Genomic DNA, 26718 nt, shown 5'->3' with positions numbered 1-26718 from the left:
CTGCTCTGGCTAACTAAGCAAAGAAACGAATGATAAAGAGCACAGCCAGGATCCACATGGTGAGGCTGATTTTCTTTGTGTTGCCGGTAACCAGGTGGAGAAAGACGTAGGCCAAGACGCCCCAGACGATGCCCTCGGCAATGTTATAGGTGAAGGGCATCATGATGATGGTCAAGAAGGCCGGGGCTGCCTCCAGGAAGTTGCTAAAGTCGATTTTCATCACCGGTTCCATCATGAAGATACCGACGATGATCAGGATGGGCGCCGTAGCTACAGCCGGCACGATACCCACCAGGGGAGAGATGAATAAACAGGCCAGGAAAAGAATAGCTACTACCAGGCTGGTCAGGCCGGTACGGCCGCCCTCGGCCACGCCGGCGGCGCTCTCGATGTAAGCCGTCAGGGTGCTGGTGCCCAGGATGGAGCCCAGGGTTGTACCAACGGCGTCGGCCATTAAGGCCTGGCCGGCCCGGGGTAGATTACCGTTTTCATCCAGCAGGTTGGCTTTACTGCTGACCCCGATAAGGGTGCCGATGGTATCAAAGAGGTCGACGAAGGTAAAGGTAAAGATAATGGGAATGAGGCCGGTGGCCCAGAGGCCCCCCAGACCCCGGACAAAGGCCCCGAAGGTGGGCGCCAGGCTGGGCGGCAGGCTCAGTATTTTAAAACCCGCTACCTTGGTTACACCCATGGGAATCCCGATTAGAGTAATGATAATAATACCCAGAAGCAAGGCCCCCCGCACCCGCAGGGCCACCAGGAGGGCGGTAATCACCAGGCCGATGGCCGCCAGGAGGACCGGGGGCTTGCTGAGATCCCCCAGCTGCACCAGGGTGTCGGGATTGGGTACCACCAGGCCGGCGTTTTGCAGGCCGATGAGGGCGATAAACAGGCCGATACCGGCGCTAATGGCCAGTTTCAGGGACAAAGGAATAGAGTTGACGATGGCTTCCCGGGCTTTAGTAAGGGTTAAAACAATAAAGATTACACCGCTCATAAAGACGGCTGCCAGGGCTACTTCCCAGGGATAGTGCATCTGCTTGACAATGGTAAAGGCGAAGAAGGCGTTCAGGCCCATACCGGGGGCAATGGCAATGGGGTAATTGGCGCTGAAACTCATGATCAGGGTGGCAATGGCGGCAGAAAGGATGGTGGCTACCATGACCGCGCCGAAGTCCATGCCGGTGCTGCTCAGGATGGTCGGATTAACGAAAATAATGTAAGCCATGGTCATAAAGGTAGTGATACCGGCCAGCACCTCGGTACGGGTATTGGTGCCATTGGCCCTTAATTTAAAGGACCTTTCGAGAAAACCAACTGGTTCCTGTTGAACTGCCATATACTCCTCACCCCACTTTTTTTATGCCAACCGGGTTGTAGGCTCTGCTAAAAGCTTCCCTCCTTCCCCGCCTTTTATACTTCCCGGCCGGTAGACAGATTAAGACGAACCAAATAAAAACCCGACTACGAGGTTTAACCTCCGTAGCCGGGCAATTTACGGTTGCCTGGTAGAAACTCCCGGACCGCATTACCGGGAATATACGAAGCAGGGTTAGGGATTAAGTTTTTGGAAATTAAGTTTAATATAGTATTCGCGACTACACGGGAAATTCCTGCTGGTTGGCGGCAGGAATTTTTAAATTTCCATTACGACTAAACTAACAGGTTTCCCGGATAATCAGTTCGGCCGGTACTAGTACCCGGCGCCGGGGCGTCGAGGGGTCATTAATATGATTGAGTAACATTCTGGCCGCTTTAATACCGATCTCGTTACTGGGAGAATGGACGGTAGTCAGGCGCGGCCTGGTAAAAGGGGCAATGGGAATATCGTCAAAACCAATTACGGCCACATCCCGGGGGATTTGCAACCCCATGTCCAGGACCGCATTAAGAGCACCGATGGCTAAAAGGTCATTGAAGGTAAATACGGCAGTTACCCCGGCTCCTTTCCCCAGTAACGTTTTCATACAGCGGTAACCGCTTTCAATCGAAATATAGCTACCACTAACAATATGGTTTAATGTTAAACCGGCTTTTTTTAAAACCTCCCAGGTTGCCTCCAGACGGCGTTTAGTAATCAACATTTGCGGCTCTCCGGTTATAACCCCGATTGCTGTATGTCCTTTTTGTAAAAGATATTGGATAGCCAATCTAGTTCCCTGGCGATCATCAATATTAATACAACTAATTCCTGCCCTGACAGGAATGGAATCCAGATCGGGCATATCTTCAACGACCACTATCGGAATATTTAAACCGGCCAGGATTTGTTGATATCCTTCCTGTAAAGAGCCGGATCCGGCCAGGATAATCCCGTCAATGTGCCGCTGGATAATGTTATTAAATATCGCCTGCTGTTTCGGGACTTCTTCCTCAAAGGAAAAGATGCTGGTAGTATAACCCGAACTAGATAAAGCCGCCTCGCATCCTTCGGCCAGCTGGCTAAAGTAAGGATTGCGTAACGTAGGAAAAACCAGGGCTATGGTATAGGTGCGGCCCGTTAAAAGGCTTTTAGCCAGGGGGTTGGGGGTATAATTCATTTCCGTTACAATTTGGAGGATGCGCTCCCGGGTTTGGGGTCGTACCAGCTCCGGTTTGTTTAAAGCCCTTGACACAGTGGCAATGGATACCCCGGCCCTGGCTGCAATAGTTTTTATATCCATTAATAAACAACCCCTGCTTTATAATCGGTCTCTTTTTAAACCTTCACTTTATAGTAATACTTACCTTTGCAACCCGTCAACATAAAAAGTCCTTTAAAAATTTATTTGCTTGCAGAAGGAATTTAAAAAGTAATGTCGAATTAACTTTTCATTAGGAATGTAAAGGTTTTCATAAAGGAGTTAATGGTTGATGCCCGGCGATTTAAGGATAAGCCTTAATAATATAGCCGCGCAGATTCTGGCGGCGGAGGTTCTTCCCCAGGCCGAATCCCTGGGAATTGGGGTTACCAGATTGGCTAATGGAGCTACTGTTGTTGATATGGGGATAGAATACCCCGGTAGCTGGACGGCGGCTAAATATTTCGTGGAAATAGGGCTTGGGGGTCTGGGACAACTTGCCTTCAGCACGTACCGCCTGGATGGTTTCCTAACCCCGGCAGTAAGGATAACAGTTACTTATCCGTTAATTGCGGAAATGGCTTCCCATGTGGCCTACTGGAAGTTAAATCACCAGGGGAAAAATGTCGTTATTTCCGGACCAATCAGGAGTATCAGGGCTCCCGATATTTTTGCCCGGGCTACCGCTTATCGCGATCTTTATGCTACGAAGGCGGTAGCCTGTATCCAGACCACCGAAATCCCGGGTGAGGGCTTAGCAGAACTTATCGCCGGCGAAATTGACATCCTGCCGGATTCCATTTATATCCTGGCGGCTAAAACCGCCTCCATTGTCGGCGCTGTGCAGGTTTGCGCCCGGAACGTTGAACAAACTCTACCCACCCTCTATGACCGTGGGTTTGATATCGCGAAGATTGTCCAGGCTGAGGGCCTTACGCCGGTTGTCTCTATTGTTGATGATGAAGAGGTGGCTTATGGTCACGTAAATGACTGCCTTATTTATGGCCAGGAAAGCAACATTTATGTCCGCTGCCGGGATGAGGAGTTAACCCGAATATTGACTGATATTCCCTTTGTTAAGAATAGCGATATTTATGGAACATCATTCCAGGAACTTTTTCAACGCTGCCAGAATGATTGGGCCCTGGTGCCCAGGGATTGGGATGCCCCCTGCCAGGTGAATTTGATTAACCTGGCTACCGGCAGCATTTTTTCCACCGGCACGCCTCATTTAGGCATCCTTACCAGTGACTTTTTAGGTGTTAAGGAGTGAAACCGGTATGAAACACCCTTTAGATAACCTGGTGACTAATCCGGAGATCTATGGCCTGGAGCAATATAGCCCCTACCCGGACTGCACTATTCTGGCTTGCGGTTTTAATACCCCGGCGGGCTGGGAGGCCGCCCGATTGTTGACCCTTGCCGTTATAGACGGAAAAGGTCTTGTTTCCTTTGGCGATTTTGATTTAGGAAGCTACAGGTTACCGGCCCTCAATATTTGTTATGATGCCCCCCAAAACCTGGTTGCTACCCTGGCAGAGCCGGTACAAATAAAAAACTGGGAGGTTTTTGGCCCGGCCCTGGACCCCAATAAAGAAGCCTCGCTTTTATGTTTGCTGGATAAGCGGGATGCGGGTTCTTATCAGGGGTCTGACGTTTGGGAGTCGACGAATGACATATTAAATAATATCAAGGTTTTAACTAAGCGCCATCAGTATCTTCTTGCTGTAACCCCCTACCCCAGCCTTGTCGGCATGATCCTCCAGGCTTCTTTGGCCTTACCTAGGACCTTACAGGTTTTAATTACTAATGGCCTGGATCCCGGCCGGGTGCTGTGGGGATGGAGCAGTTGCCCTCTGCCACCATTGGTGGATGATTTGCAGTTGGCCATTGCGCGCTTGGAGAAAACCTTGCTTTATGGATTAACTATCAGCCTATGGGTCAGGAATGATCATGATCAACTAGTTGCTTTATTAAATAAGACTCCCGTTAATGGACAAGTACGCCTTCATAATTTGACCGCAGCCAAGACTATCGTTAAAGGATCCATCGCTGGCGATCAATTAAGAAATCTATATAGTTTACAGGGAGGAAATGTTGTTGGTTAAACTTCTGGGCATTTGCGGTAGTCCCCGAAAGGCAGCCACCGAATATATTCTGACGGAAGCCTTGCAGGCGGCGGCGGCAATTGAAGGTGTAACAACGCAGCTAATAACTCTGAGGGGCAAAAAAATAAACTTTTGCCTGCACTGCGACCGTTGTGTTAAGAATGAGCTGGATTACTGTCCCACTTTTGACGATGATATGCGCCCCGTTTATCAGACTTTTTATGAAGCCGACGCTTACCTCCTGGCCTCTCCGGTCTATAACATGGGGGCCAGCGGGCAAATAGTTACTTTTTTAAACCGTTTTCGTCCAACTTATACCATATTAAAAAAGGATCCCAATTATTTTTCCCGGAAGGTAGGTGGTGCCATCGCCGTCGGCGGCACCCGTAATGGCGGCCAGGAAACAGCCCTTAATGTTTTGCTGGGGTTTTATTACACCCACGGTATCCTGGTAGCCAGCGGCGGCCTGGGTATTTATCACGGCGCTGCTATCTGGAGTCAGGATCGCAAGGTGGAAGGGGCGAGGGAGGATGTGACCGGGGTAGCTAACGCCCGGACTATTGCCCGGCGGGTTGCCGAAGCGGCTATAATGCTAAAAAACGGCGAGAGTGTACCTAACCATGAAACAGAAATTATCGCTAGAAGGTGAAGTGGTTGGAAAAAGAGGATCTTTTATTAGTAAAAGGAATGCAATTCTGGGCTAAACATGGATACTTTGCCGAAGAAAACAAGCTGGGCCAACGATTTGTGGTCGATGTGGAAGTAGCTACCGACATGAGTTATACTTGTCTTACCGATGACCTTACAGGTGCTTTGAGCTATATGGATGTCTATGCTCTGGCGGCCAAGGTGGTAACGCAAGAAGAGTACCGGACCGTCCAGAGGATTGCCCAACGTATTGCTGATGAAATAATGGCCGCTCACCAGGTAAAACAGGTCCGGGTGACGGTGAAAAAACCTTCAGTGGCTATCGGTGGTATTGTGGAGTATAGCGGTTGCTCCATAGTCAGAGAACCGCAAAACCTATAATAAAATTTTTAAGGAGGAAAATAATCAATGAGCAAACGTATACGAAAAGGGCTGGCTGTTTTAGTTATTGCTATGTTGTCCCTGGTCCTTGTGGCCGGTTGTGGCAGCAAGCCGGCTGCAGATGCCGGCAAGCAAGGTAATAGTTCAGCAACCGGTAATAGCTCATCCAGTAACGGCGAGTTTAAAGTAGCCCTTGTTTGTCCCGGCGCTGTCAATGACGGCGGTTGGAATGCCTCCGCTCTCCAAGGTCTTAATGAAATCCAAGCAAAATTTGGCGCCAAGGTCGCCTATACCGAAAAGGTAACCCCCGCTAACTATGCCCAGGTGATTCGTACCTATGCCCGCCAGGGTTATAACCTGATTTTCGGTCATGGTTATGAATTCGATGAAGCCATGAAAACAGTAGCCCCGGAGTTTCCCAATACCAAGTTTGTTGTGATCAACGGTAGCGTTACCGGTCCTAACCTTGCCTCGACCAACTTTAAATTTGGCGAACTGGGTTACTTTACCGGTATGACAGCCGGCATGATAACTAAGAGCAACAAAGTGGGCGTCGTTGCTCCGGAAGCCTCGCCAACGGTAACCGCAGACATCGATACCTTCAAAGAAGGCGTAGCCAAAGTCAATCCTAAAGCCACCGTATCCGTTTCTTATACCGGTAGCTGGGAAGATATCCCCAAGGCCAAGGAAGCAGCTAAGGCTTTGTTATCCCAGGGAGATGATGTCTTGCTGGTGATGGGCAATTCCTTTAGTATCGGCGTTTTCCAGGCCTGTAAGGATGCCCATGCCAAGGCCATCGGCTGGGTATCGGACCAAAATTCCATGGCACCGGACACAATAGTTACCAGCGGTCTCCAGTCAGTTGAAACCCTCTATGTCGATATGGCCAAAATGGTTAAGGATGGTAAATTTGAAGGTAAAAACAATGTTTTCGGCATGAAGGAAAATGCCCAATCACTGGCGCCTTTTAAGAACGTGCCTCAGGATGTTGTGGATAAAGTGCAGAGCGCCGTTAAGGATTATTTAGATGGCAAACTAAAAATTAAAACAATGTACTAAGGAGTGACTCGCTACGGGCAGCCGCTTGGGAGTTAAAATCCAAGACACCCTAAATTACCTCTTAGTTGCCTTATTAGCCATAATTGTCGCCCTGGGTTTAAGCTCCTTGATCTTAATCTGGCAGGGCAGCAATCCGTGGCAAGCATATGCGGCCTTGTTTGCGGGCGCTTTTATCGGTATGGGCAACCTGGGCGCCAGTTTGGTCCTAGCCCTGCCTTTGATGTTGGCAGGTCTGGGAATTGCCTTGGCCTTCCGGGCCGGTATCTTTAACATCGGCGCCGAAGGACAGCTCTACCTGGGCGCCATGGCGGCAACTATTGTCGGTTCACGTTACCCGGGATTACCTTTTGGGATCCACCTTCCCCTGGCGCTGGCGGCAAGTTGTGCCGCCGGCGGCCTGTGGGCGTTTATCCCGGGATATCTCAAAGTCCGGCGGGGATTTAACGAGGTTATTACCACGATATTGTTGAACTATATCGGCGTGTACTTTGTCGATTACTCGGTAAACAGTTTTTTAAAGGACCCGGCAACCTTCGCCCCCCAGTCACCACCGATAACGGCTACCGCCCGGTTACCAAAACTTTTGGCCGGAACCGAACTCAACGCCGGCCTGTTCCTGGGTTTGCTGGTGGCAGTAATCCTTTTTATCGTTCTCTACAAAACCGATTGGGGCTTTCAGGTACGGGCCGTAGGGTCAAATCCCGAGGCCGGGCGGACGGCCGGTATGAACGCCGGCAAAACGCTGCTGGTAACTATGGTTGTCAGCGGCGCCCTGGCCGGGTTAGCCGGGGCCGTCCAGATCTTGGGTTACCAGAACATCCTGCTTCAGGACTTCTCGCCTAATACCGGCTATGATGCTATTGCCGTGGCCCTACTGGGCAATCTAAACCCCCTGGGCACAGTAGCGGCAGCCATCTTTTTCGGGGCCCTGCGCAATGGCGCCAATACCATGCAGATCTTGATGGGCATTCCAGTGACCATTGTTTATATCATCCAGGCGATCATTATCGTCTGCGTGCTCGCTTTTAGTAAACTGAAAATCAGGTTGATCAACTTTAAGCTGCGGGAGGGGGTGCAATAATGTTTCTGCTGCATATATTTACCGAGGCCGATTTCTATAACGCGGCCATCCGCCTGACAATCCCCCTCCTGCTGGCAGCCACGGGCGGGCTTTTTAGCGAGCGCGCCGGCGTTTTAAACCTGGGGCTGGAAGGGATGATGCTCATGGGCGCCTTTTTCGGCTACCTGGGCTCCCTTTACGCCCACAATGTTATAATCGGCCTCCTGGTGGCGGCCCTGAGCGGCGGCCTCCTGGCCCTATTGCACGCTTATCTGAGCATCACCGTCAAGGTAGATCAGATTGTCGCCGCCTTAGGCCTTAACATGCTGGCCTTAGGCATAACCAGCACCATTTTTCGTTTAATATTCGGCACAGATCTAAACCAGCTAGAATCACCGGGCATGGTGCCCGTAAACTTCGGGCCATTAAGTAAAATACCCTTTATCGGCCACGTATTTTTCGATCAGGTGCCCCTGGTGTATGTCGCCATCATTCTACTCCTGCTGGCCAACTACATTCTTTATCACACCTCCTGGGGGCTGGCCGTCCGGGCGGCGGGTGAGCACCCCCGGGCCCTGGACGTAGCGGGCATTGACGTTATAAAAGTACGTTACGCAGCGGTAGTAGGCAGCGGCTTGCTGGCGGGACTGGGCGGGGCCGCCGTCACCTTAAGCGGCATCAACACCTTCTACGACAACATCACCGCCGGCCGGGGCTTCATCGCTTTTGCCGCCATCGTTTTTGGCAAATGGACGGCCTTCGGTACCGCCCTGGCCACCCTGCTGTTCGGCTCCGGGGAAGCCCTTCAATTACGCCTGCAGGCTTTTAATTTCCCCATACCCTATCAATTCTTTTTAATGTTACCCTACGCCCTGACCCTGGTAGCCCTCATCTTTTTCATGGGGCCTTCCAAAGGCCCAGCAGCCAGCGGGGCGCCCTACAACAAAGATCAAGCCCGCGGCAATCGCCGCCGTCCCACCAAGGTATCGCAACGGGAGGCGAACTTATGAAACCGCTTTTGAGCCTGCGCGGCATCACCAAAGAATTCCCCGGCGTACTGGCCAACGAACAAATCGACCTGGACATTTACTCTGGGGAAGTACACGCCCTGCTGGGGGAAAACGGCGCCGGCAAAAGCACCCTGATGAACATCCTTTACGGGCTCTACGGCGCCGACGCCGGGCAAATACTATTAGAAGGCCGGGAGATAAAAATCGCCTCACCCCGGGAAGCCATCGAACTGGGCATCGGCATGGTGCACCAGCACTTCATGCTGATTCCGGCCCTGACGGTAACAGAAAACATCATTCTGGGCATGACCGGGAGCGTTCACCTCAACATGCGGGAGGCGGCGCACAAGATCAGGTCGGCCGGGGAAGAATACGGTTTAAAGGTCAACCCGGAAGCCAAGGTAGCCACCCTATCGGTCGGCCAGCAGCAAAGGGTCGAGATTTTAAAAGCCCTCTACCGGGGGGCGAAAATCCTGATCCTTGACGAGCCGACGGCCGTCCTCACCCCCCAGGAGACGGAAGAACTCTTTACGATATTGCGCCGGCTGACTTCCCGGGGCATGACGGTCATCTTCATCACCCACAAACTCAACGAAGTCATGGCCGTCAGCCAGCGGGTTTCCGTACTGCGGCGCGGGCGGATGGTAAAAACGGTCCTGACCTCGGCCACCTCGCCGGAAGAACTGGCCGGGCTGATGGTCGGGCGGCAGATAGACTTTCACTTAGATAAGCGGCCCGCCTCCCCCGGCGACATAGTGCTGGAAGTACAGGACCTGCACATCCCGGGCGAAAAAAACCTGTTGGCAGTCCGGGGCGTATCCCTGGCCGTCCGGGCCGGTGAAATCTTTGGCCTGGCCGGCGTCGACGGCAACGGGCAATCAGAATTAATCCGGGCCATTACGGGGTTACAGCGGGTCCTTAAAGGCCGCATCCGGATCTGCGGGCAGGAAGTAACTAATTTACCGCCGCGCCGGCTCCTGGACCTGGGCATGGCCCATATACCGGAAGACCGGCAAAAGCAGGGCCTGATTTTAGATATGAAGATTGAAGAGAACTTGATTCTGGAATATTTCAGCCAGGCCCCCTTCAGCAGGCGCCATTTTCTCCAGGGGGGCTCCATTCAAAAGCTGGCGGAAAAACTCATCCAAGACTTCGATATCCGGACGCCGTCCTGCGAAATACCGGCCGGCAACCTCTCCGGCGGCAACCAGCAAAAAATAATTTTAGCGCGCTGCCTCTACCGCCGGCCCAAATTATTAATCGCCGTCCACCCCACCCGGGGCCTGGACATCGGGGCTACCGACTTTATCCACCGCACCCTGATTGCCGAAAGGGACCGCGGCTGCGCCATTTTACTCGTTTCCACCGAACTGGACGAAATCCTTCGGGTGAGCGACCGGATCGGCGTAATTTACGAAGGCCGGTTAATGGGGGTCATGGACGCCGCCGGCGCTGATATCGCGACTATCGGGCTGTTAATGGCGGGAAGAAAACCGGAAAACGAGGTGGCCTGTTAAGTGGCAAAAGTAGATTTGCTTATTGCCGGCGGCACTCTGGTAACCATGGATGCCGCCGGTACGATAATCCCTGACGGCGCCCTGGCCGTTGCCGGCGGCCGCATCGTGGCCCTGGGGCCGGAGGCGGAGGTCACGGCTGCTTATAAAGCCGGGGAAGTAATTAACGCCAGGGGCCGGTATATCCTACCCGGCTTGGTAAACAGCCATACCCACCTGTTCCAGACCCTCCTGAAAGGATTAGAGGCCGACACTCCGCTGCGGGCTTGGATCGACAGGCTTATCAATCCTGTGCTCCCCTTGCTTGGGGCCGAGGACTGTTACTATGCCGCCCAACTCGGCCTTCTGGAAGCCATCCGCAGCGGCACGACGACCTTGCTGGATTTCATGTACCTTACCTACCGGCCCGAATTCTCGGAGGCGGTGATTGCGGCCGCTAAAGACGCCGGCATCCGTTTCCTTTACGGCCGGGGTATCCATGACGCCGGCATTGAACATGGCGTCCTGCCCCTGGTGGTCGAAAAAGTAGAGCGGGTCCTTGAAGAAGTTGATTACCTGCGCGGGCGTTATGAAGATAAAAGGGACGGCATGCTTGCCGTATGGTTGGCCCCTTCGATCATGTGGGGCATGAGCTATGACGGCCTCCGCTCCCTGGCGGCTTATGCCCTGGAGAATAGGGTTCCTGTGACTATGCATCTCATGGAGACCGACTACGATATTGAAATCAGCCTGGCTGATTACGGCCGGCGCCCCCTGGAGGTCCTGGCCGCAACCGGCCTGCTGGCCAACAGATTTCTTTTAGTCCACGGCGTCCGGGCAAATGAGCGGGATTTGCAGATTATGGCGGAGCATCAGGTGGCCTGGTCCCACTGTATGGCCGCCAACCTTTACCTGGGGTCCGGTATCGCTCCCGTTACCCAGGCCGCGCCGGCTGTTGCCGTTGCCCTGGCCACCGACGGGGCGGCCAGCAACAACAGCCAGAACATGGTCGAGATTTTAAAGCTTACCGCCCTGGCCCATAAGGGCTTCCGGCGCGATCCGGCGATTATCGATGCCCGGCGGGTTGCCGCCATGGCTACTTGTGAAGGCGCCCGGGCCCTCGGCCTGGATAAAGAAATAGGGGTACTGGCCCCCGGTTACCGGGCCGACTTAATGATCCTCGACCCTCTCTCCCCCACTGCCACCCCGGTCCACGACCCCCTGGCAACCCTGGTCTACTCTTGCGACCAGGAAAATATCGCGACGGTGGTAATCAATGGGCGGGTGGTCATGCGCGAACGGCAGGTGGTTACTATTGATGAAGAAAAAGTGCTCAGGAAGGCTGCCGCTATTGCCCGGCGTTTGCAGGGAGAGTTGTCTTGCCAGTAAATCCTCAAGCAGTATGATAACTAAAAATAAAGGCTGGCTTCCTGGTTAAATAAAACCGGATCCAGCCTTTTGTTATGGGTTGGTTTTTAGGTTGTGGCCCCTAGAAAAGTGATAGGGCTGTTTTGCCGTATCAGGTTGTAGTTTGACCTCCATCCGGCCAATAGAGCATGACGCGGTGAATGTTCCTGTCCCTGGCTTTTTCCATTGCCGCTTCCATCTTGGTAAAGGGCATGGGCAAGATATTGAACAGGGATAATTCTACCACCCCCTTAGCGATTAGCTCGGCGGCAGCAACAAAACTTTGATGATCATGCATGAGGCTGCCGGTGAGGGTTATCTCCCGGTAATGAAAATCATTAATATTTATAGTCATAGTGTCATCTGGATGGATAGGAGCGTAAACTACCAGGCGGCCGTCTTTGGCTAAGGTCTGCAGGCCATCTGCTATTGCTTGCTGTCCGCCGGCGGTATAAAAAACGGCGTTAGCGCCGTAACCTTCGGTATGGCGGCGGACAAAATCCACCAGTTCTTCCTGGCGCGGGTCGAGGGCATAGTCCGCGCCGAGGGCAACGGCCTTTTGCCGGCGGAGGGCACTCGGCTGGCTGACAATTACTTGGGCTCCGTAATACCTGGCTACGAGAATAAAAAGGAGCCCCATTAAACCGGCACCAATTACTACGGCCGTATCCCCATTCCTTAAGTTAGCCCGTTTTACGGCCCGGACCACGCAGGCCAGGGGTTCGGCTAGAATTCCGGCCTGTGAATTCTGTGTGTTGGCCAGGGGGTGAACCATATAGCGCGGCACGGCAATATATTCCGCAAAGCCGGCCGGCCCCCAGGGACGGCCTCCTGCCGGCTTTGCGGCTGCTTTTAAGCAGTGATTATCCAGCCCGCGCCGGCAATAGTAACAATTCCCACAGCGGGTGAGGCTGGCTACGGCTACTGGTTGGCCTATTGCCACAGGAGGTGACACCTCAGGACCCACAGCAATGACGGTGCCGGCGATTTCGTGCCCACCCCAAAAGGGAAACTCTGCCGGTTCAACCCCGGCAAAAATAGTTTGCTCCCAAGTGCAGAGGCCGCAAGCGTCAATTTTGATTAAAACTTCGTCGGCTGCCATCTCCGGTTCGGGTACTTCGCGCAGGGCTAATTTCCCCGGGGCGTCAAAAATTATAGCCTTCACAGACTATGTTCCCCCTCTCCAGGGGCCAGCAAAATTTTTAAGCCCTTGTGCTCGGCCATCATTTGGAAACCTTCCTGCCATTCTGCCAGGGGCAAGCTGGTGGTAATCAGTTGCCGGTAGCCGATCCTGCCGGCCGCCATTAAAGCCAGGGCTTTTTCCCAATCCGGCCAGTTATGGCAAAATATTCCATTTACAATTAACTCTTTGTAGGAAATTTGCTCGTAATCCAGTTCTACAGGACGGCCAAAAAGCCCCACCTGGATATAGGTCCCCTGGCGGCGAATAATTTCGAGACCCAGGGCTGCTCCACTGCGGGAACCGGAACATTCAAGGACAATATCTGGACCGTAACCTGCGGTCAAAGCAAGCAAAGTATCCTTCACGCCCTCTTCAGCTTTCTCGCCCAGGGCAAAGGTGTAGTCAGCGCCCAAAGATTTGGCTACCTGTAGGCGCTCGGCATCCGCCTCTGTACCGATCACGAACACGCGGCCCCCTTCGGCTTTGGCCACTTGGGCCGCCAGCTGGCCAATGGTCCCCGGGCCGATTACCAGGACGTTATCGCCCCAGCTAATCCCTGCCTTGCTCACGGCGTGAACGGCTGAAGCTAGGGGCTCGCTTAAAGCGGCCGCCTCTAAAGGCAGGTTTTCCGGGAGGCGGTGCAGCATATCGCTGGCGGCAAGTACATATTCAGCAAAACCACCGTTGATATCAAAGCCCAGGGATTGCCTGGCGGCGCACTCCTGGTATTCGCCCCGGCGGCAGTAAAGGCACCGGCCGCAGGTGGAAAAAGTATGTTCAGTAGTTACGCGCTCCCCCACGCGCCAGTCTTTAACCCCGGGCCCAGTGGCGGCGATGGTCCCGCTTATTTCATGTCCGGGAACTAAGGGATATTTTTTAAATTCAATGGCGCCCGCATAGATATGCATATCGGAACCGCAGATACCGGCATAAGCTACTTGCAGCAATACTTGCCCGGGGCCGGGCACCGGCTCGGGTATTGGCCGCACTTCCATGTTGCCTGCACCAGGTGCGTATTTTACCAGGGCCTGCATTTTAATTTTGCCTGCCTTTCAACGGCTAATTAATGTAAAGCCTTACATTTAGATATATATATTCGCCGCTATTTTGCAAATTCCTGCCGGGAGATCAATAATAAATTATACGGTAATAGCTTGCCATAGCTACAGTAAATAGTTTATGATTTATATATCAAAGTTCTTCAACGTAACCGCTTGCATTGGAGTGATGGTTTTGGCTTTGGATATGAAGGCCATCGCCGAACAGGCCGGGGTTTCAGTAGCCACTGTCTCCCGGGCCCTCAGCCGGCCGGAAATGGTGCGGCCGGCTACCAGGGAAAAAATTTTGGCCTTAGTAGAGGATTTAGGTTATAAGCCCAATCCTCTGGCCCGGGGTTTGGTTACAGGCAGAACAGGGCAGATTGCCTTGGTAGTGCCGACCTTAAATAATCCCTTTTTTGCCCAGTTAGTCGAGGGCTGTCAAAAATTTTTGATCCCCAGGGGTTATAATTTGATTATCTTCAGTTCCCAGGAATACAGGGAAAAGGAATTAGCCATCCTCCGCAATCTGGATCAGAGGCGCCTCGACGGTCTTATCCTTTCGGGCTCGGGCTTTTTCCCCGACGATTATCATCCCATACTCGCGCAGATTAGAATGCCGGCGGTTTTAATCGAACATTTAGCCGATGTGAATCAATTGAGTTCTGTTTATATTGATGATTACGCCGGCACCATCATGGCCGTTCAGCATCTGGTTAATAACGGCCACCGGCAGCTGGGGGTTATTGCCGGCAGCCCTCATATGCTGACCACCAGCCGGCGCCTGAAAGCTGTTAAAAATGTTTTAAGAGAAGCCGATCTCCCCTTTGCCGGGAGGCAGATCGTCTATGGTGACTATTCCTCCCTGGAATCAGGGTCCGACGGCTTGCAGGCCTTGTTAAAAAGCCCTCACCCACCGACGGCTGTTTTTGCTTTTAATGACATCCTGGCCATTGGTGCTCTGAAGGCAGCCCGGGAGCTAGGTTTAAAGATTCCTGGGGATCTTGCTGTCATTGGCTTCGACGACATACCCATGGCGGCTTATTGCAACCCTCCTTTGAGCACTATCCGTTCTCCCAGTTTGGAACTGGGCCAGCAGGCAGCCCGTCTCCTTCTTGAGCAATTAAGCCGGGAGAAGGCGCCGGTTAAAAAGGTTTTGTTGCCGGTTGAACTGGTATTAAGGGGTTCCTGTTAAGCGACCTAAAATTTTTTATCGCTATAGCAGGATTTCGGGAAGCGATGGAGAAATATAATGCAAACGCTTACATTAATCTGGAGGGATTTTTGATGGGAAAGTATAAACGCTTGCAGCATATTTTACGTCCCGATGGCCGGACGGTTATTGTGGCTATGGATCATGGCGGTACTTCCGGTCCGATGCCGGGAATTGTTAACCCGGAAATTACCTTGCAGCAGGTTATTGCCGGCGGCGCTGATGCTATTTTAACTACCGTCGGCGTAGCTAAGAATTTCGAACGGGTTTTAGGTTCAACCGGGTTGATAATCCGCCTGGATTTCCCGGCTTCCGATCTGGTGACTGGAGTTTATGATTGCGAGCTTTTTATTGAAGTTGAGGAAGCCGTCCGGTTAGGTGCCGATGCCGTCATCCTTTCGGCCGGACCCGGTCAAGGCGTCGAGCGGAAGACCCTTAAAAACTTGTCCCGCGTAGCGCAGGAGTGCGAGCGCTACGGCATGCCATTAATCGCCGAGATGTATCCGGGTGGTTTTAACGGCCCCGCCGAGATGATTACGATTGATAATTTGAAACTGGCGGCGCGCATTGCTGCCGAATGGGGCGCTGATATGGTTAAAATGCCCTATCGTCCTGGTTTTGCGGCCGTTACTGCCGGTTGTTATATTCCTATTGTGGTTTTGGGGGGTGCCAAAACAAATAATGAAGAAGTATTTTTTACCAACATTTGGGATGCCCTTCGCAATGGGGCCCAGGGAGTGGCTATTGGCCGCAATATTTGGGGCCATCCCCAACCGGCCCGGGTACTGAAGGTTTTAAACGCCCTGGTGCATGAAAAGGCGGATGTTGCTGCCGCAATGGCGCACCTGGTTAAGTAAATTTTATTGCTAGTTTATATAACGCCATTTCCACCCTTGCGCGATGGTGAAAGCCGTTATTAGTCATAATAAATTTTCGAAGGGGTAATAAAAGTGTCGGGCACATATAAAGCAGCCGTGATAACGGCACCGAAAACCTTTGAATTTTGGGATGTTCCCATACCTGAACCAGGCAACGGTGAAGTCTTAATAAAGGTCAAGGCGGTTGGTATCTGCACCTGGGAGCAAAGGATTTACCAAAGCACCAAACCCGATACCTTCCCCTTTTGGGGCGGGCACGAGATCGCCGGCGTCGTTGTTAAGATTGGACCTGGCGTACGCAATGACCTGCAGGAAGGAGATCATGTAGCCATCGCCAGCCTCACCCGCTGCGGCGAATGCTATTTCTGTCGCCGGGGCCTGGACAACCTGTGCCTGTACGCTGAAACACCTATGCCCGGACAGCCTAAAGGCCCGCGGGGTTTTAGCGAATATCTTCTGGTGCGCGGTTATGAATGCTATAAAATTTCCCCTGGGTTGGACTTTACCCAGGCCGCTTTGTCTGAGCCGGTGGCTTGCTGTACCCGCAGCGTCAGGCAATTAGAGGTCGCCTTCGGCGATACTGTTGTCATTCAGGGAGCCGGCATTATGGGGCTTTTGCATGCTAAATTGTGCAAGCTCCGGGGTGCTACGGTTATTATTGCCGAACCGGATGCCGCCAGGAGGGAAGCTGCCTTAAAAGCAGGTGCCGATTACGCCCTTAATCCCCTCGAAGAAGACCCGGCCGGTTATGTACGGCGGCAGATAAATCCCCAGGGCGCCGAGATAGTTGTTTTTACGGCCGGCGGCCCGGCCGCCTTCCAACAGGCTGTTACGACAGTGGCGGCCGGCGGGCGCCTTATGCTTTACGGCTCCATGCATCCCTCAGGCACGGTTACCATTGATGCCAACGACATTCACTATCGTGAATACCGACTGCTGGGCAGTTCCCGCCACGACAAAGAGAGTTTCCGGGAAGCGGTAGCCCTGCTATCCAGCGGGAGCATTAAAGTCGACGATATGGTAAGCACCGTCCTTCCCTTTGACCAAATAGAGGCCGGCTTTCAATTAGCCCTCGCCGGCGGCCAGTACCGGGTTGTGCTGCGAATAGCAGGATAAGGGGGACTATATTTCGTGGGCGCCAGGTTCCTTCTGGGCATTGACACTGGTACCAGCGGCTCCAAGGGAGTTTTGACTGACTTTACGGGGCATATATTGGGCAGCCATACTACCAAGCATGCCTTGATCCAGCCTTATCCCGGATGGGCGGAACATGATCCTGAAAATCAATGGTGGGGCGACTTAATTACGATTGTTCGCCAAGTGTTGAGGGAGGCAGCCATTGACCCTGGCGATATAGGCGGCATATCTTTGAGCGGCCTGGTTCCCAACCTCTGCCCTATTGATGCCCGGGGTCGGCCCGTCCGCAGGGCCATCATTTATCGTGATAATCGGGCCATAAACGAAAGCCGGGAAATAAATCAGCGTTTTAACCTGGCCCTGGGAACTGATGCCGTAACACCAAAGTTGCTGTGGCTGAAGCGTCATGAACCTGAAAATTACCGGCAGACCCTGGTGGTCCTGAACGCCCATTCTTACCTCGCCTATAAGCTGACGGGTAATTTGAGTACCGATTGCGATACGGCTAATATTTTCGGAGGGATCTTCGATACCGTCAATTTAACCTGGCGTACCGACCTGGTTAAAGCTATGGGGCTGGACCCGGGCAAGCTGCCGCCTGTTTTCCGGCCGACGGAGGTTGTCGGCCGGGTTACCCCTGAAGCTGCACGGGTTACCGGCCTGGCCCCGGGTATACCGGTAGTCGCCGGTAATGGGGATTCCTTTATGTCGTTACTTGGCGCCGGCGTCGTTGAACCAGGCGAGGCCATGATCTACTTCGGCACTGCCGGAACGATGCTGACCTGCCTTACCCCCCTCGAGAAAATAGCCGCCGGCCCGGCCATTAGCAGCGGTCAGGTCCAATTCCTGGCCAATATTCTTACCGGCGGCGAACTAACCAGGTGGTTCCGGGAACAAGTCCTATTGCCGTCAGGGTCACTGGATTTCACCGTTTTGGAAAATATGGCCCAAAATATCCCGCCGGGTTCTGAAGGCCTAATTATCTTGCCCCATCTCATGGGCGAAAGGACGCCGATAAATAATCCCCTGGCCCGAGGGGTAATCCTGGGCTTGACTACGGCCCATAGCGGGGCCCATCTATATCGTGCTTTAATGGAATCCTTCGGCTATGCCCTCAGAGATAGCTATGAACAGGCCAACATTCCCGTAAAACGAGTGGTGGCCACCGGCGGGGGCGCTACCAGTCCCCTCTGGCGCCAGATTGTTACGGATATTCTAGGTTTGTCCCTGGAGTATGTCCCCCGGGGAGATGCCGCCCTGGGCAATGCTTATTTCGCCGGTTTCGCCAGGGGTTATTTTCCGGATTTTAAAGACCTCAAAAATAAATGGTTGCAAGTTGAAGATAGCACCTTTGTTAATGACGCTAACCACAGCCTGTATAATCGCTATTTTACTTTGTACCGGGAACTTAATACCATGATTAAGCCCGCTTTTAGCCAGCTGGCGCGTTTGGGAGAAATCGGGCCGGAACGGGAGGAATAAAAATGAAGGTCGTTGCTTTTATCGGCAGCGCCCGTAAAAACGGGAATACCGCTACGGTAGTAAAACAAATCCTGGCCGGTAGTCAAAGTAAAGGGGCGACGACTGAGGTTTTTTATCTCCACGACTACAATATTAAACCCTGCCAGGGATGCCGCTACTGCGAAGAAAGAAACAGATGTAAAATAAACGATGATGATGTACCGGTATTGCATCAGGCTATTATTGCCAGTGACGCTATCATTCTGGGAACACCGACCTATTACGGTGATATTACCGGCCAGTTTAAGCAATTTGTTGACCGGTGTTATCCTTTTTGCCAGATAGTAACTGATGGTAAAGGCAAAATGGAGTTTTATAGCATCCTGCCAAAACGCAAACTGGGAATTTTAGTGGCGATCAGCGGCAGTATGGGACCGGAGGTTTTAGACAGCCATATTAAGGTAGCCGGTCATTGTTTTAATGATATAAATGCCGAGTTCTGGCGCCAGATTTTGGTTCCATATACAACCTGGACCCCGGTAACCGCCGCTCATCCGGTGATGGCTACAGCTTTTAAAACCGGTGAAGAATTGGTAGAAACCATTGCTAACAAGAAGGACGGCTAACACTTTTTTTCTGGGGATCTAAAAACCCCGGCCGTAGCAGCGACCGGGGTTTTTTAGTTGCAACTTTAAACGTATCTTACGAAGGACGACATGCACAGAGAAGGACAACAGCCATGGTCAATTTGAATCTTCACATCAGTGCTTAACTCCCCGTTTACCTCAGGTTCATCTTCTGCAGCTTCTTCAATAGTGGTACCCCCAGGACCAGGACGGCAATGGCCTCGCCCAGGGCGACGCTGCCCACGGCCAGGAGGATATTAACGTGTAACAGGTAGGACAGGTAGACGCCCACAATGACGCCGTTAAGGATAATAGGCGGCAAATAGGCGAGCCGGCTTCCCCGCCAGGCGTAGGTCAGCCACGCGGCGGCCAGGGTGGTGAGGCTGCCCAGGAAGATATCGATTGGTCCCAGACCGCCGTAAATATTGCTTACCAGGCAGCCGATAAAGAGCCCGGGGATGGCCTCCGGGAAAAGAATGGGTAAAAGGGTCAGGGCCTCTGCCACCCGCACCTGGAGGTAGCCGAAGCTGATGGGTTTGAGAATGATCGTCACCACCGCGTAGAGGGCGGCGATAACTGCTCCCCGGGCGATTCTAGCGGTCATTGATATGTCACTCCCTACATTAACTTTTGAGTAAATACAACCCTGTCCTTACCTTGTCGATAGCGTCCTATATTTTCAATCGCCTAGCTTAATCAGCCCTTCGTGCATGCCGTTTAATCCTAATAGTTCATGGAGAATAGAGACCAGCCCTGCGGGTTTTTACTAAGGTGTCTGAACCGGATGCCCAACCAGGTTTACATAAGTAGGAAGCCCGTCGCAGTAGGGGATATTTACTTCCCCTTGGATGAGGGGGCGGGCGTAATTAATAAAAGCGGCCGTTATATCGTTTCCTTGCGGGTTGATCCAGGTCCGGGGCACCTTCTTTTCCCTGTTGGCCACCTGATCCAAATCGACCAGTCCACAGGTACAGTAATAGGCTTCCCCCTCCTGCCGGTTCAGGGCCACCATTTTGCCACTGGCGCCCTGGACGGCCGCCTCCACCGCCGCCCGGCCGACGGCATAGGCTTCGTCAGCATCAGTTCGCGAGGCCAGGTGCGTGGCGCTCCGCTGGCTGGTTGCCGGGAGAATCACCCGGCCCTTAATCTTTAGTTCCGTTTCTATTTTATTTAACAGGAACTGGCCCAATCCCCCCAGGCGCTGATGGCCGAAGACATCCTGAGTTGCAGCATCGTTAAAGATATAATTACCGTCTTTATCCAGCAAGCCTTCGGAAACGACCACCAGAACAGTATCATGCTGCCGGTAGGCTTCCTCCACATCCGTCAGAAAGGTTGCCATGTCAAAGGCTACCTCGGGGAGGTAGATCAGGTGGGGGGCGTCACCCGGCTGCCGCCGCGCCAGGGCTGTAGCCGCTGCCAGCCAGCCGGTATTGCGGCCCATAGTTTCCACAATGGCCACCTTGGTGGAGGTGATGAGGCTCTGGATATCGATGCCCATCTCCAGGACACTGGCAGCCAGGTATTTAGCGGCACTGCCATAGCCCGGACAGTGATCCGTCAGGGGCAGGTCGTTGTCTACCGTTTTAGGAATACCGATGACCCGCAGATCATAGCCTTCCTCCACGGCCAGCCGGTTTACTTTAGCGGCGGTGTCCATGGAGTCGTTGCCGCCAATGTAAAAAAAGTAGCGGATATTATAGCGGCGGAAAATATCCAGGAGTTGCTCATAGTCTTCCTGTTTTTTTAACTGGTAGCGACAGGAACCCAGGGCCGCCCCCGGGGTATGACGCAGGCCCTGGATACTAGCCGGGTCTTCCCGGCGCAGGTCGCAGAGATTTTGCTGGAGAATCCCCAGGATACCGTGGCGGGCGCCGTAAACCTCGTTGATGGCGGCACTACCCAGGGCGGCTTCAATAGCCCCCGCCAGGCTGCTATTGATCACCGCCGTGGGACCACCTGATTGGGCGATAATACAATTCCCCTTGAACAATAAGATCCCCCTCTCCAGAGTGCACTTATTATTTTTCTACTATTATAACCCGCCCCGGGCTTTATGGCCACTGGCAGTGGTACCCTCTAGTTCTCAGGTAGGAAGCGGTCGGCTTCCCGGCTACTCAACAAAGAGTACGGCTAATGGTTGATTAGCACGCCGGAAAGCATTGCCGCTGCATGGTTGCCCGACAGAAAGCAAGGCTAATGGTAGTGTATTGATGGTGACATCTTCAAGGTTTGCGGAATAAGCTACAGTAGATTAAACCATATTGGAGGTGTAACCATGGCTGAAGAAGGCGGTTTGTTCGGGCCGAAAAAGGGCGGCCAGGAAAGTGGTCTGGGAGCTTTCCCTGGTGGTAACTTTGCCTTTGTCCTATTTCTGATCTTGATCCTTCTATTCTTCGGTGACAACTAAGCGCCCAAGTTGGTAACCCCCGCTACTGGCGGGGATTTTTTTAGGAGCACCATTAGAGGATAAAAATGATAGAATGGGGCGTCAGCCCCCGTGGGGGGCTCTGCCAACAAAGGCTTATACCAAACCAGGCGATTATTGGTTAGCTTTTTAGGGGCTGGGGGTACAGTTGGCTGGAACGGCAAAAAGGTTTCTTTAATAGCCGGAGCCAGCATATGATTAAACCGGGGGTAACCCGGATGTTCAAATTTAGAGGGATGGACGAGGAGTTTTTCCGGTTATTTGCCGAGGCGGCGGCGACCCTGCACCGGGCCGCTCTGACGCTGCAGTACACCTGCAACCATTACGGCACGGCCCCGGAGGGCCTGAAAAACCTGGCCGTACTTAAACTCAGGGTAGAAAGGACCACCGAAACCATTATAGAGAAACTGGGCGCAACCTTCATCACCCCTTTTGACCGGGAAGATATATACGGCCTGGCCAGGTGGTTGAACGAAATAGCAGTATCCCTTTATCTGACCGCCAAAGCGATGCTTATTTATGATCTGGGAAGACCTGGCGTACACTTTCTGCAACTCCTTGAGGTGCTGGTTACGACCATTGCTACCCTGAAAATCCAGGTCACGGCCCTGCCCGGGCTGAAAAAGAATGCGGTGGCAATCCTGCGCTTGGCGAGGGCGATAAAAAAGTACCGTGACCAGGGTGACGGGCTCTACCAAGATGGTCTGGGGGAGATGTACAGAAGCTGCAGGGATTATTATACCGCCGGGCAGGGCCGGTTAAGGGACCTGGCAGCAGCCCAGGATCAAGGCCTGTGGGACCTGCTGGTCGTCCTCAAGTGGCAGCGGGTCTTTGACCAGGTCTATGTTACTCTGCGGGAGTGTGCAGCCGTAGCCAGTTTGCTGCAAGGGATTGTCATGAAGTATGTTTGAGTTATCATTAGTAATTGCCCTGGCCCTGGCCTTTGATTTTATTAACGGATTCCATGATACCGCTAATGCCATTGCTACCTCCATAGCCACCAGGGTACTCTCCCCTGCCCAGGCGATTACCATGGCGGCATTCCTCAATTTTACCGGTGCTATGGTCAGCACCGGGGTTGCCTGGACCATTGGCCACGGTATAATTAATCCCCACTTAATTGATAACCGGGTCATAAGCGCCGGCCTGATTGGCGCTATCGCCTGGAACCTTATCACCTGGTACGGCGGCCTACCCAGCAGCTCTTCCCACGCCCTCATTGGTGGTCTGGCCGGAGCGGCCGCCGCCGCTAAAGGATTGGTGGCCCTAAATGCCCGCGGGTTAGTAGAGAAGATATTCCTTCCTCTGTTTGCCTCGCCCCTAGTGGGCTTTGGCACCGCTTACCTTGTCATGGGGTTGATTCTGTTCCTGGTGGGTTACGCTTCGCCACGGCGTTTAAACAGCAGTTTTGCACGGCTGCAGATTCTGTCGGCTGCCTTTATGGCTTTCAGCCATGGGGCCAATGATGCCCAGAAGTCCATGGGGATTATTACGGCGGCCCTACTGGCCGGCGGTGAAATTTCTTCTTTCCGGGTGCCCTGCCTGGTGATTATCGCCTGCGCGGCGGCCATGGCCCTGGGTACTTCCCTTGGTGGCTGGCGGATTATCCGGACGGTGGGTTCCCGGATCATTAAGCTGGAACCTATCCACGGATTTGCCGCTGAAACCACCGCGGCCATGGTTATTATAACCGCTTCCCTCCTGGGAAGCCCGGTGAGCACTACTCACGTCCTCTCCGCCGCGGTCATGGGCGTTGGGGCGACCAGGCGGGTGACGGCCGTAAGGTGGAACGTGGCCGGGAGGATGGTCCAGGCCTGGTTGCTGACCGCCCCGGCGGCGGCCCTGGTGGCAGGGGCGGTCTACAACTTGCTGGGCGTTATTTAAGAAGAAACAATATACAATGAGGCAGGCCATTTTGCCCATGGCTTGCCTCATTGTAGTTAACTCTTTGGTGCGGCAGAAGGGACTTGAACCCCCACGGCTGTTACACCACTAGAACCTGAATCTAGCGCGTCTGCCAATTCCGCCACTGCCGCATATCTGTTTGCTGCCCCAGAAGCAAGAATTATTATAGCAGGCATTTTGCTGGCCGTCAAGGGCTTGATCAGGAAACCATTAAACATTATTAAACCAGTCACGGTAGATGAACCGCGTAAACTCGGGTTTTATTAAATTTTCAAGTAACCTAGCACTAAACCCAGGTTCTAGCGCGCCTACAGGGCTTTATTTGCCGGGCCCCCTGGATCCTATCAAGGGTCCCAGCGTAGGGTTACGGCATCGCCTTCAGCCAGGGGGGTAGTAAATTCGGCCGGGCGGCCGTTGATTTCCATGACCAGGGTTTTCCGGCCCGGGGGCGGGCTGGCAGGAAAATCCAAGTAGTTAAAGACATCGGTGAACAGGACATCTGCTGCCTGGACCTTCAAGATGGCCGGTCGGCCGTTTAAAGTGATGTTAATACTCCGGCCGGTGGCACCAGTGCCGGTGACCAGGTTATCACCATCCTTGATGGGGGCTTTCAACCGCACCTGCTGGCCGTTTAACAGGACAGGCCCTTCCAGGGGTTCCCCCAGGTGGGCCAAGACCTGGCCTACAGTTTCCAGGGGCTCATAGGTGAGCCGGGCCTGATCCTGGACCGGCGTCCGGTAATCGACCCGGTGGCCGTTCATGGTAATCTCCGGTTCCAGGGTTACCTGCCGGCCGTTGAAGGTGATGGTTTTCGGCGTCAGTTGCGGTACCAGGTCGGCGACGGTACCCCGGGCATCGGCGCCGTCCCGGCCCGGGGTGACGGCAAGGTGATCCCCGGCCCGGACTAGGGTTTCCAGGGTGGCCGGGGTATCGTTAACCAGGATGCGACCTGGCTCGCCGGGCTGGCCCCGCAGGAAAGTCAGCCGGCCGTTGACCTCCACCCCCAGGCCTTTACCGGGACGGCCGTAGAGGAGGCGGGCCGGGATGCCTGCCGCCAGAAGGGCCTGGGTAACGGTCATCTGCTGGCCGGCCAGGAAATGGACCGGCCGGCCGTTGACGATCACCCGGGCCAGGCCCAGTCCTTCCCGCTTCAAGGCCGTAAAAGCGATACCGATGGGGGTGATGGCCTGGGGTCCCTCGAGATTTTTCGCACCGCTGATGTTGCTTAAAACCTCGCGGCCCCGGACGGCCACCCTTTCCGGCGAGATCTCCAGTTGCCCGGCCAGGGCCGCCGCCAGCCCCGGGGTCAGGCTGCCGCCGCCCACCAGCAGGACGGCCTGGGGCGATTTACCGTTAAGGAGGACGATCTGGGTGGCAATCTGCCGCGCCAGTTCGGTGACGGCTGGTTTAATCAGTTCAATAATCTCCGTTGCCGCCAGGGTGCGCCGCTGGCCGACAACGTCGGTAAAGGTCAATTTTTCCTGGTTCAAAAGCTTTCTTTTTACTGTTTCCGCAGTGTTAAAATCGAGGATGAGGGCCGCTGCCAGGGCCTCGGTAATTTCATCGCCGGCGGCGGGTACCATGGCGTAGCCGGTGATGGTGCCCTGACCGGTAATGGCGATATCCGAGGTGCCGGCGCCAATATCCACCAGGACCAGGTTCAAGCCCCGCATGGCGGCCGGGACGGCCACCGCACTGGCGGCAATGGGCTCCAGGGTTAGGGAATCCATCATCAGCCCGGCCCGTTCCAGGGCCGCCACCAGGGAGTCAACCACTACCCGGGGCAGGAAGGTGGCAATAACCTCGGCGGCCATACCCTGGCCCCTTTGCCCGACCAGGTTACCGATGGGGTGTTCATCCAGGCTGTAACCAACTACGCTGTAGCCAACACAGTGGTAAGCCGGTTGGCTCTGGCCGCCTTCCATTAGAAGTTTTTCGGCTTCCTGGACGGCGGCGGCTTCCAGGGCCAGGACGGCCTGAGGAGCGATCTCCTGGGCCGGCGAGAGGCTGGCTGTGGCTGTTGCGCGTCGGGTCTTTAAAGCCCGCCCGGCTGCGGCTACGGCTGCTTCTTTTAAGGAGATATGTAGCTTCTTTTCTAGTTGCTCCTTAACGGCCTGGATGGCCAGGGCTACCTGGGGAATATCGTGAATCTGGCCGTCGAGCATGGCCCGCTGCTGGTGTTCAACAACCGCCGCAGCACGGATATGGTAACCCTTTTTGCCGGGTGCCAGAACCAGGCCGGCTACTTTGCGGGTACCAACATCCAGGGCAAAGATCGTATTTGTATCAGCCATACTTCAGTCCTCCGCCACTTAAGTAAATGAGTACTAAAAACGCCAGTCGGGAATAAACAGCATGAATAATCTTCTTCTACAATTTTGCTAAAGGCCACCCCAAAATCCGTGATGCCTGAGCTTTACCAACAAAACGTTGGATCTATTTCTCCCAAATTAAAGGAAAATCCTTTTTTCATCGCGGAAATATTATCCCTGACGACAAAAAGCGGGAGCCGGGCTCCCGCTGGTGCTCAATCTTTCCATATTAGTGGCCTCTCATGATTAGTGGCCTCTCATGCCCGCTAGTCATAGTAAACGGTTACCCTAATCATTTCTCTGGGCCTTTTTCATTATAAGGAGTATATCCCGGCGGTCCTCCCGGATCGGGGTACCAGTCGCCGTGGGAAGAGAGAATCGCCTGCAGGGTACGCATTTCGTCTCTCTCCCGGTCCATCATGGCCCGAATGATTACCCGCAGCTTTTCCGACGGTGCACCGGCGGCAATCTCCGCCCAGAGGGCAAGCTCACTCTGATCGAGTTCCAGGACGCGTCGAATCATATCCCGCCAATCCATTATTATTCCCCCTTCCCTATTTCTTTTTTGGTGTCCGGCTGCTCACTCACAGCATAAGGTGGGTCGGCAAAGGGCGGCCGCGGCGGGTAAGGCGGCGGTGAGGGCGGCGGGAAGGCATGCCAGCCATCGCAAGCGGCCAGGATGCCGTCCCAGAGGCTGGCCTCCCGCATTTCCGAACCGATCATTCCCAGCATCTGGTGGGCTACCGGTACCGGGGCCTCCCGGGCGGCTTCAGCGAAAAGTTTAATTTCCTCCATGTCCAGATCAAAAGCC

General features: G+C 53.8%; 25 protein-coding genes, 1 tRNA gene, 1 pseudogene and 1 riboswitch. Of the genes and pseudogenes, 17 read left to right on the top strand and 10 right to left on the bottom strand.

Annotated features, from left to right (window positions below):
- Positions 1-13 precede the first annotated feature (13 nt).
- Positions 14-1339 (bottom strand): NCS2 family permease, encoded by a 1326-nt coding sequence (locus tag SDD30_RS08820; protein WP_434074556.1) that lies wholly within the window; start codon positions 1337-1339, stop codon positions 14-16.
- A 124-nt stretch (positions 1340-1463) separates the two neighbouring features.
- Positions 1464-1565: riboswitch (purine riboswitch) on the bottom strand.
- Positions 1566-1658: 93 nt separating this feature from the next.
- Entirely contained in the window at positions 1659-2663 is a 1005-nt protein-coding gene (locus SDD30_RS08815; protein WP_434074555.1) for a LacI family DNA-binding transcriptional regulator, read from the bottom strand.
- Between the two features lie 190 nt (positions 2664-2853).
- Between SDD30_RS08815 and SDD30_RS08810 the strand changes: the two genes are divergently transcribed.
- The 9 genes from SDD30_RS08810 (at position 2854) to SDD30_RS08770 (ending at position 11709) form a co-directional block, all read left to right on the top strand.
- Positions 2854-3834 carry a methenyltetrahydromethanopterin cyclohydrolase gene (locus SDD30_RS08810; protein WP_434074554.1) on the top strand — a complete coding sequence of 327 codons (981 nt, stop codon included), beginning with the start codon at positions 2854-2856 and terminating at the stop codon, positions 3832-3834.
- 136 nt (positions 3835-3970) lie between these two features.
- Complete coding sequence (locus SDD30_RS08805) at positions 3971-4669, top strand: methenyltetrahydromethanopterin cyclohydrolase (RefSeq protein WP_434074553.1); 699 nt, start codon at positions 3971-3973, stop codon at positions 4667-4669.
- On the top strand, positions 4662-5318 hold the full coding sequence (locus tag SDD30_RS08800; RefSeq protein WP_434074552.1) for a flavodoxin family protein: 657 nt from the start codon (positions 4662-4664) through the stop codon (positions 5316-5318). Before SDD30_RS08805 ends, SDD30_RS08800 begins: the two co-directional genes overlap by 8 nt.
- A gap of 5 nt (positions 5319-5323) precedes the next feature.
- Complete coding sequence (gene folB / locus SDD30_RS08795; protein WP_434074551.1) at positions 5324-5698, top strand: dihydroneopterin aldolase; 375 nt, start codon at positions 5324-5326, stop codon at positions 5696-5698.
- Between the two features lie 27 nt (positions 5699-5725).
- A complete protein-coding gene (locus tag SDD30_RS08790) occupies positions 5726-6757 on the top strand; it encodes a BMP family protein (protein WP_434074550.1) in 1032 nt (343 codons plus the stop codon).
- Positions 6758-6782: 25 nt separating this feature from the next.
- Positions 6783-7838, top strand: a complete 1056-nt coding sequence (locus SDD30_RS08785; RefSeq protein WP_434074549.1) for an ABC transporter permease — start codon at positions 6783-6785, stop codon at positions 7836-7838.
- Positions 7838-8827 (top strand): ABC transporter permease, encoded by a 990-nt coding sequence (locus SDD30_RS08780; protein ID WP_434074548.1) that lies wholly within the window; start codon positions 7838-7840, stop codon positions 8825-8827. The genes SDD30_RS08785 and SDD30_RS08780 overlap by 1 nt, the downstream gene beginning before the upstream one ends.
- Positions 8824-10344, top strand: coding sequence for an ABC transporter ATP-binding protein (locus tag SDD30_RS08775; RefSeq protein ID WP_434074547.1), 1521 nt, complete (start codon positions 8824-8826; stop codon positions 10342-10344). The genes SDD30_RS08780 and SDD30_RS08775 overlap by 4 nt, the downstream gene beginning before the upstream one ends.
- The gene (locus SDD30_RS08770) at positions 10345-11709 is read left to right on the top strand and encodes an amidohydrolase family protein (RefSeq protein WP_434074546.1); all 1365 of its coding nucleotides are present in this window, start codon (positions 10345-10347) and stop codon (positions 11707-11709) included.
- A gap of 130 nt (positions 11710-11839) precedes the next feature.
- Here the strand turns inward: SDD30_RS08770 and SDD30_RS08765 are convergent, their stop codons facing one another.
- Together SDD30_RS08765 and SDD30_RS08760 are read right to left on the bottom strand one after the other, a co-directional pair.
- Positions 11840-12892 (bottom strand): zinc-dependent alcohol dehydrogenase, encoded by a 1053-nt coding sequence (locus SDD30_RS08765; RefSeq protein WP_434074545.1) that lies wholly within the window; start codon positions 12890-12892, stop codon positions 11840-11842.
- Complete coding sequence (locus SDD30_RS08760; protein WP_434074544.1) at positions 12889-13944, bottom strand: zinc-dependent alcohol dehydrogenase; 1056 nt, start codon at positions 13942-13944, stop codon at positions 12889-12891. The genes SDD30_RS08765 and SDD30_RS08760 overlap by 4 nt, the downstream gene beginning before the upstream one ends.
- A 199-nt stretch (positions 13945-14143) precedes the next feature.
- On the opposite strand from SDD30_RS08760, the gene SDD30_RS08755 reads away from it, so the two are divergent.
- From SDD30_RS08755 to SDD30_RS08735, 5 genes are all read left to right on the top strand, one after another.
- A complete protein-coding gene (locus tag SDD30_RS08755) occupies positions 14144-15142 on the top strand; it encodes a LacI family DNA-binding transcriptional regulator (RefSeq protein ID WP_434074543.1) in 999 nt (332 codons plus the stop codon).
- Between the two features lie 92 nt (positions 15143-15234).
- A complete protein-coding gene (locus SDD30_RS08750) occupies positions 15235-16017 on the top strand; it encodes a class I fructose-bisphosphate aldolase (RefSeq protein WP_434074542.1) in 783 nt (260 codons plus the stop codon).
- A gap of 93 nt (positions 16018-16110) precedes the next feature.
- Complete coding sequence (locus SDD30_RS08745; RefSeq protein WP_434074541.1) at positions 16111-17154, top strand: zinc-dependent alcohol dehydrogenase; 1044 nt, start codon at positions 16111-16113, stop codon at positions 17152-17154.
- Positions 17155-17169: 15 nt separating this feature from the next.
- Positions 17170-18657, top strand: coding sequence for an FGGY-family carbohydrate kinase (locus SDD30_RS08740; RefSeq protein ID WP_434074540.1), 1488 nt, complete (start codon positions 17170-17172; stop codon positions 18655-18657).
- A gap of 2 nt (positions 18658-18659) precedes the next feature.
- Positions 18660-19262 carry a flavodoxin family protein gene (locus SDD30_RS08735; protein ID WP_434074539.1) on the top strand — a complete coding sequence of 201 codons (603 nt, stop codon included), beginning with the start codon at positions 18660-18662 and terminating at the stop codon, positions 19260-19262.
- A gap of 154 nt (positions 19263-19416) precedes the next feature.
- Here the strand turns inward: SDD30_RS08735 and SDD30_RS08730 are convergent, their stop codons facing one another.
- Entirely contained in the window at positions 19417-19866 is a 450-nt protein-coding gene (locus SDD30_RS08730) for a QueT transporter family protein (protein WP_434074538.1), read from the bottom strand.
- Positions 19867-20028: 162 nt separating this feature from the next.
- Positions 20029-21255, bottom strand: a complete 1227-nt coding sequence (locus SDD30_RS08725; RefSeq protein ID WP_434074537.1) for a 6-phosphofructokinase — start codon at positions 21253-21255, stop codon at positions 20029-20031.
- A gap of 285 nt (positions 21256-21540) precedes the next feature.
- Here SDD30_RS08725 and SDD30_RS08720 point away from each other — a divergent pair, with 285 nt between their 5' ends.
- The 3 genes from SDD30_RS08720 (at position 21541) to SDD30_RS08710 (ending at position 23574) form a co-directional block, all read left to right on the top strand.
- Positions 21541-21672 (top strand): hypothetical protein, encoded by a 132-nt coding sequence (locus SDD30_RS08720; RefSeq protein ID WP_434074536.1) that lies wholly within the window; start codon positions 21541-21543, stop codon positions 21670-21672.
- Positions 21673-21908: 236 nt separating this feature from the next.
- A complete protein-coding gene (locus tag SDD30_RS08715) occupies positions 21909-22601 on the top strand; it encodes a DUF47 domain-containing protein (RefSeq protein ID WP_434074535.1) in 693 nt (230 codons plus the stop codon).
- Positions 22594-23574, top strand: coding sequence for an inorganic phosphate transporter (locus SDD30_RS08710; protein WP_434074534.1), 981 nt, complete (start codon positions 22594-22596; stop codon positions 23572-23574). The genes SDD30_RS08715 and SDD30_RS08710 overlap by 8 nt, the downstream gene beginning before the upstream one ends.
- Before the next feature lie 65 nt (positions 23575-23639).
- Here the strand turns inward: SDD30_RS08710 and SDD30_RS08705 are convergent.
- The 4 genes and pseudogenes from SDD30_RS08705 to SDD30_RS08690 all read right to left on the bottom strand — a co-directional run.
- Positions 23640-23726: transfer RNA gene (locus SDD30_RS08705), tRNA-Leu, on the bottom strand.
- Between the two features lie 213 nt (positions 23727-23939).
- Positions 23940-25889 (bottom strand): cell division FtsA domain-containing protein, encoded by a 1950-nt coding sequence (locus SDD30_RS08700; RefSeq protein WP_434074533.1) that lies wholly within the window; start codon positions 25887-25889, stop codon positions 23940-23942.
- 310 nt (positions 25890-26199) lie between these two features.
- On the bottom strand, positions 26200-26445 hold the full coding sequence (locus SDD30_RS08695) for a hypothetical protein (protein ID WP_434074532.1): 246 nt from the start codon (positions 26443-26445) through the stop codon (positions 26200-26202).
- A 2-nt stretch (positions 26446-26447) separates the two neighbouring features.
- Positions 26448-26718 (bottom strand): annotated as a pseudogene (locus SDD30_RS08690) (hypothetical protein); the annotation flags it as partial.

Source organism: Moorella naiadis (nom. illeg.), assembly GCF_051020825.1.
Lineage (GTDB): Bacteria > Bacillota > DSM-521 > Neomoorellales > Neomoorellaceae > Neomoorella > Neomoorella naiadis.
The sequence above is the reverse complement of the archived record's forward strand: the minus strand, read 5'-3'. Positions and strand labels throughout refer to the sequence as shown.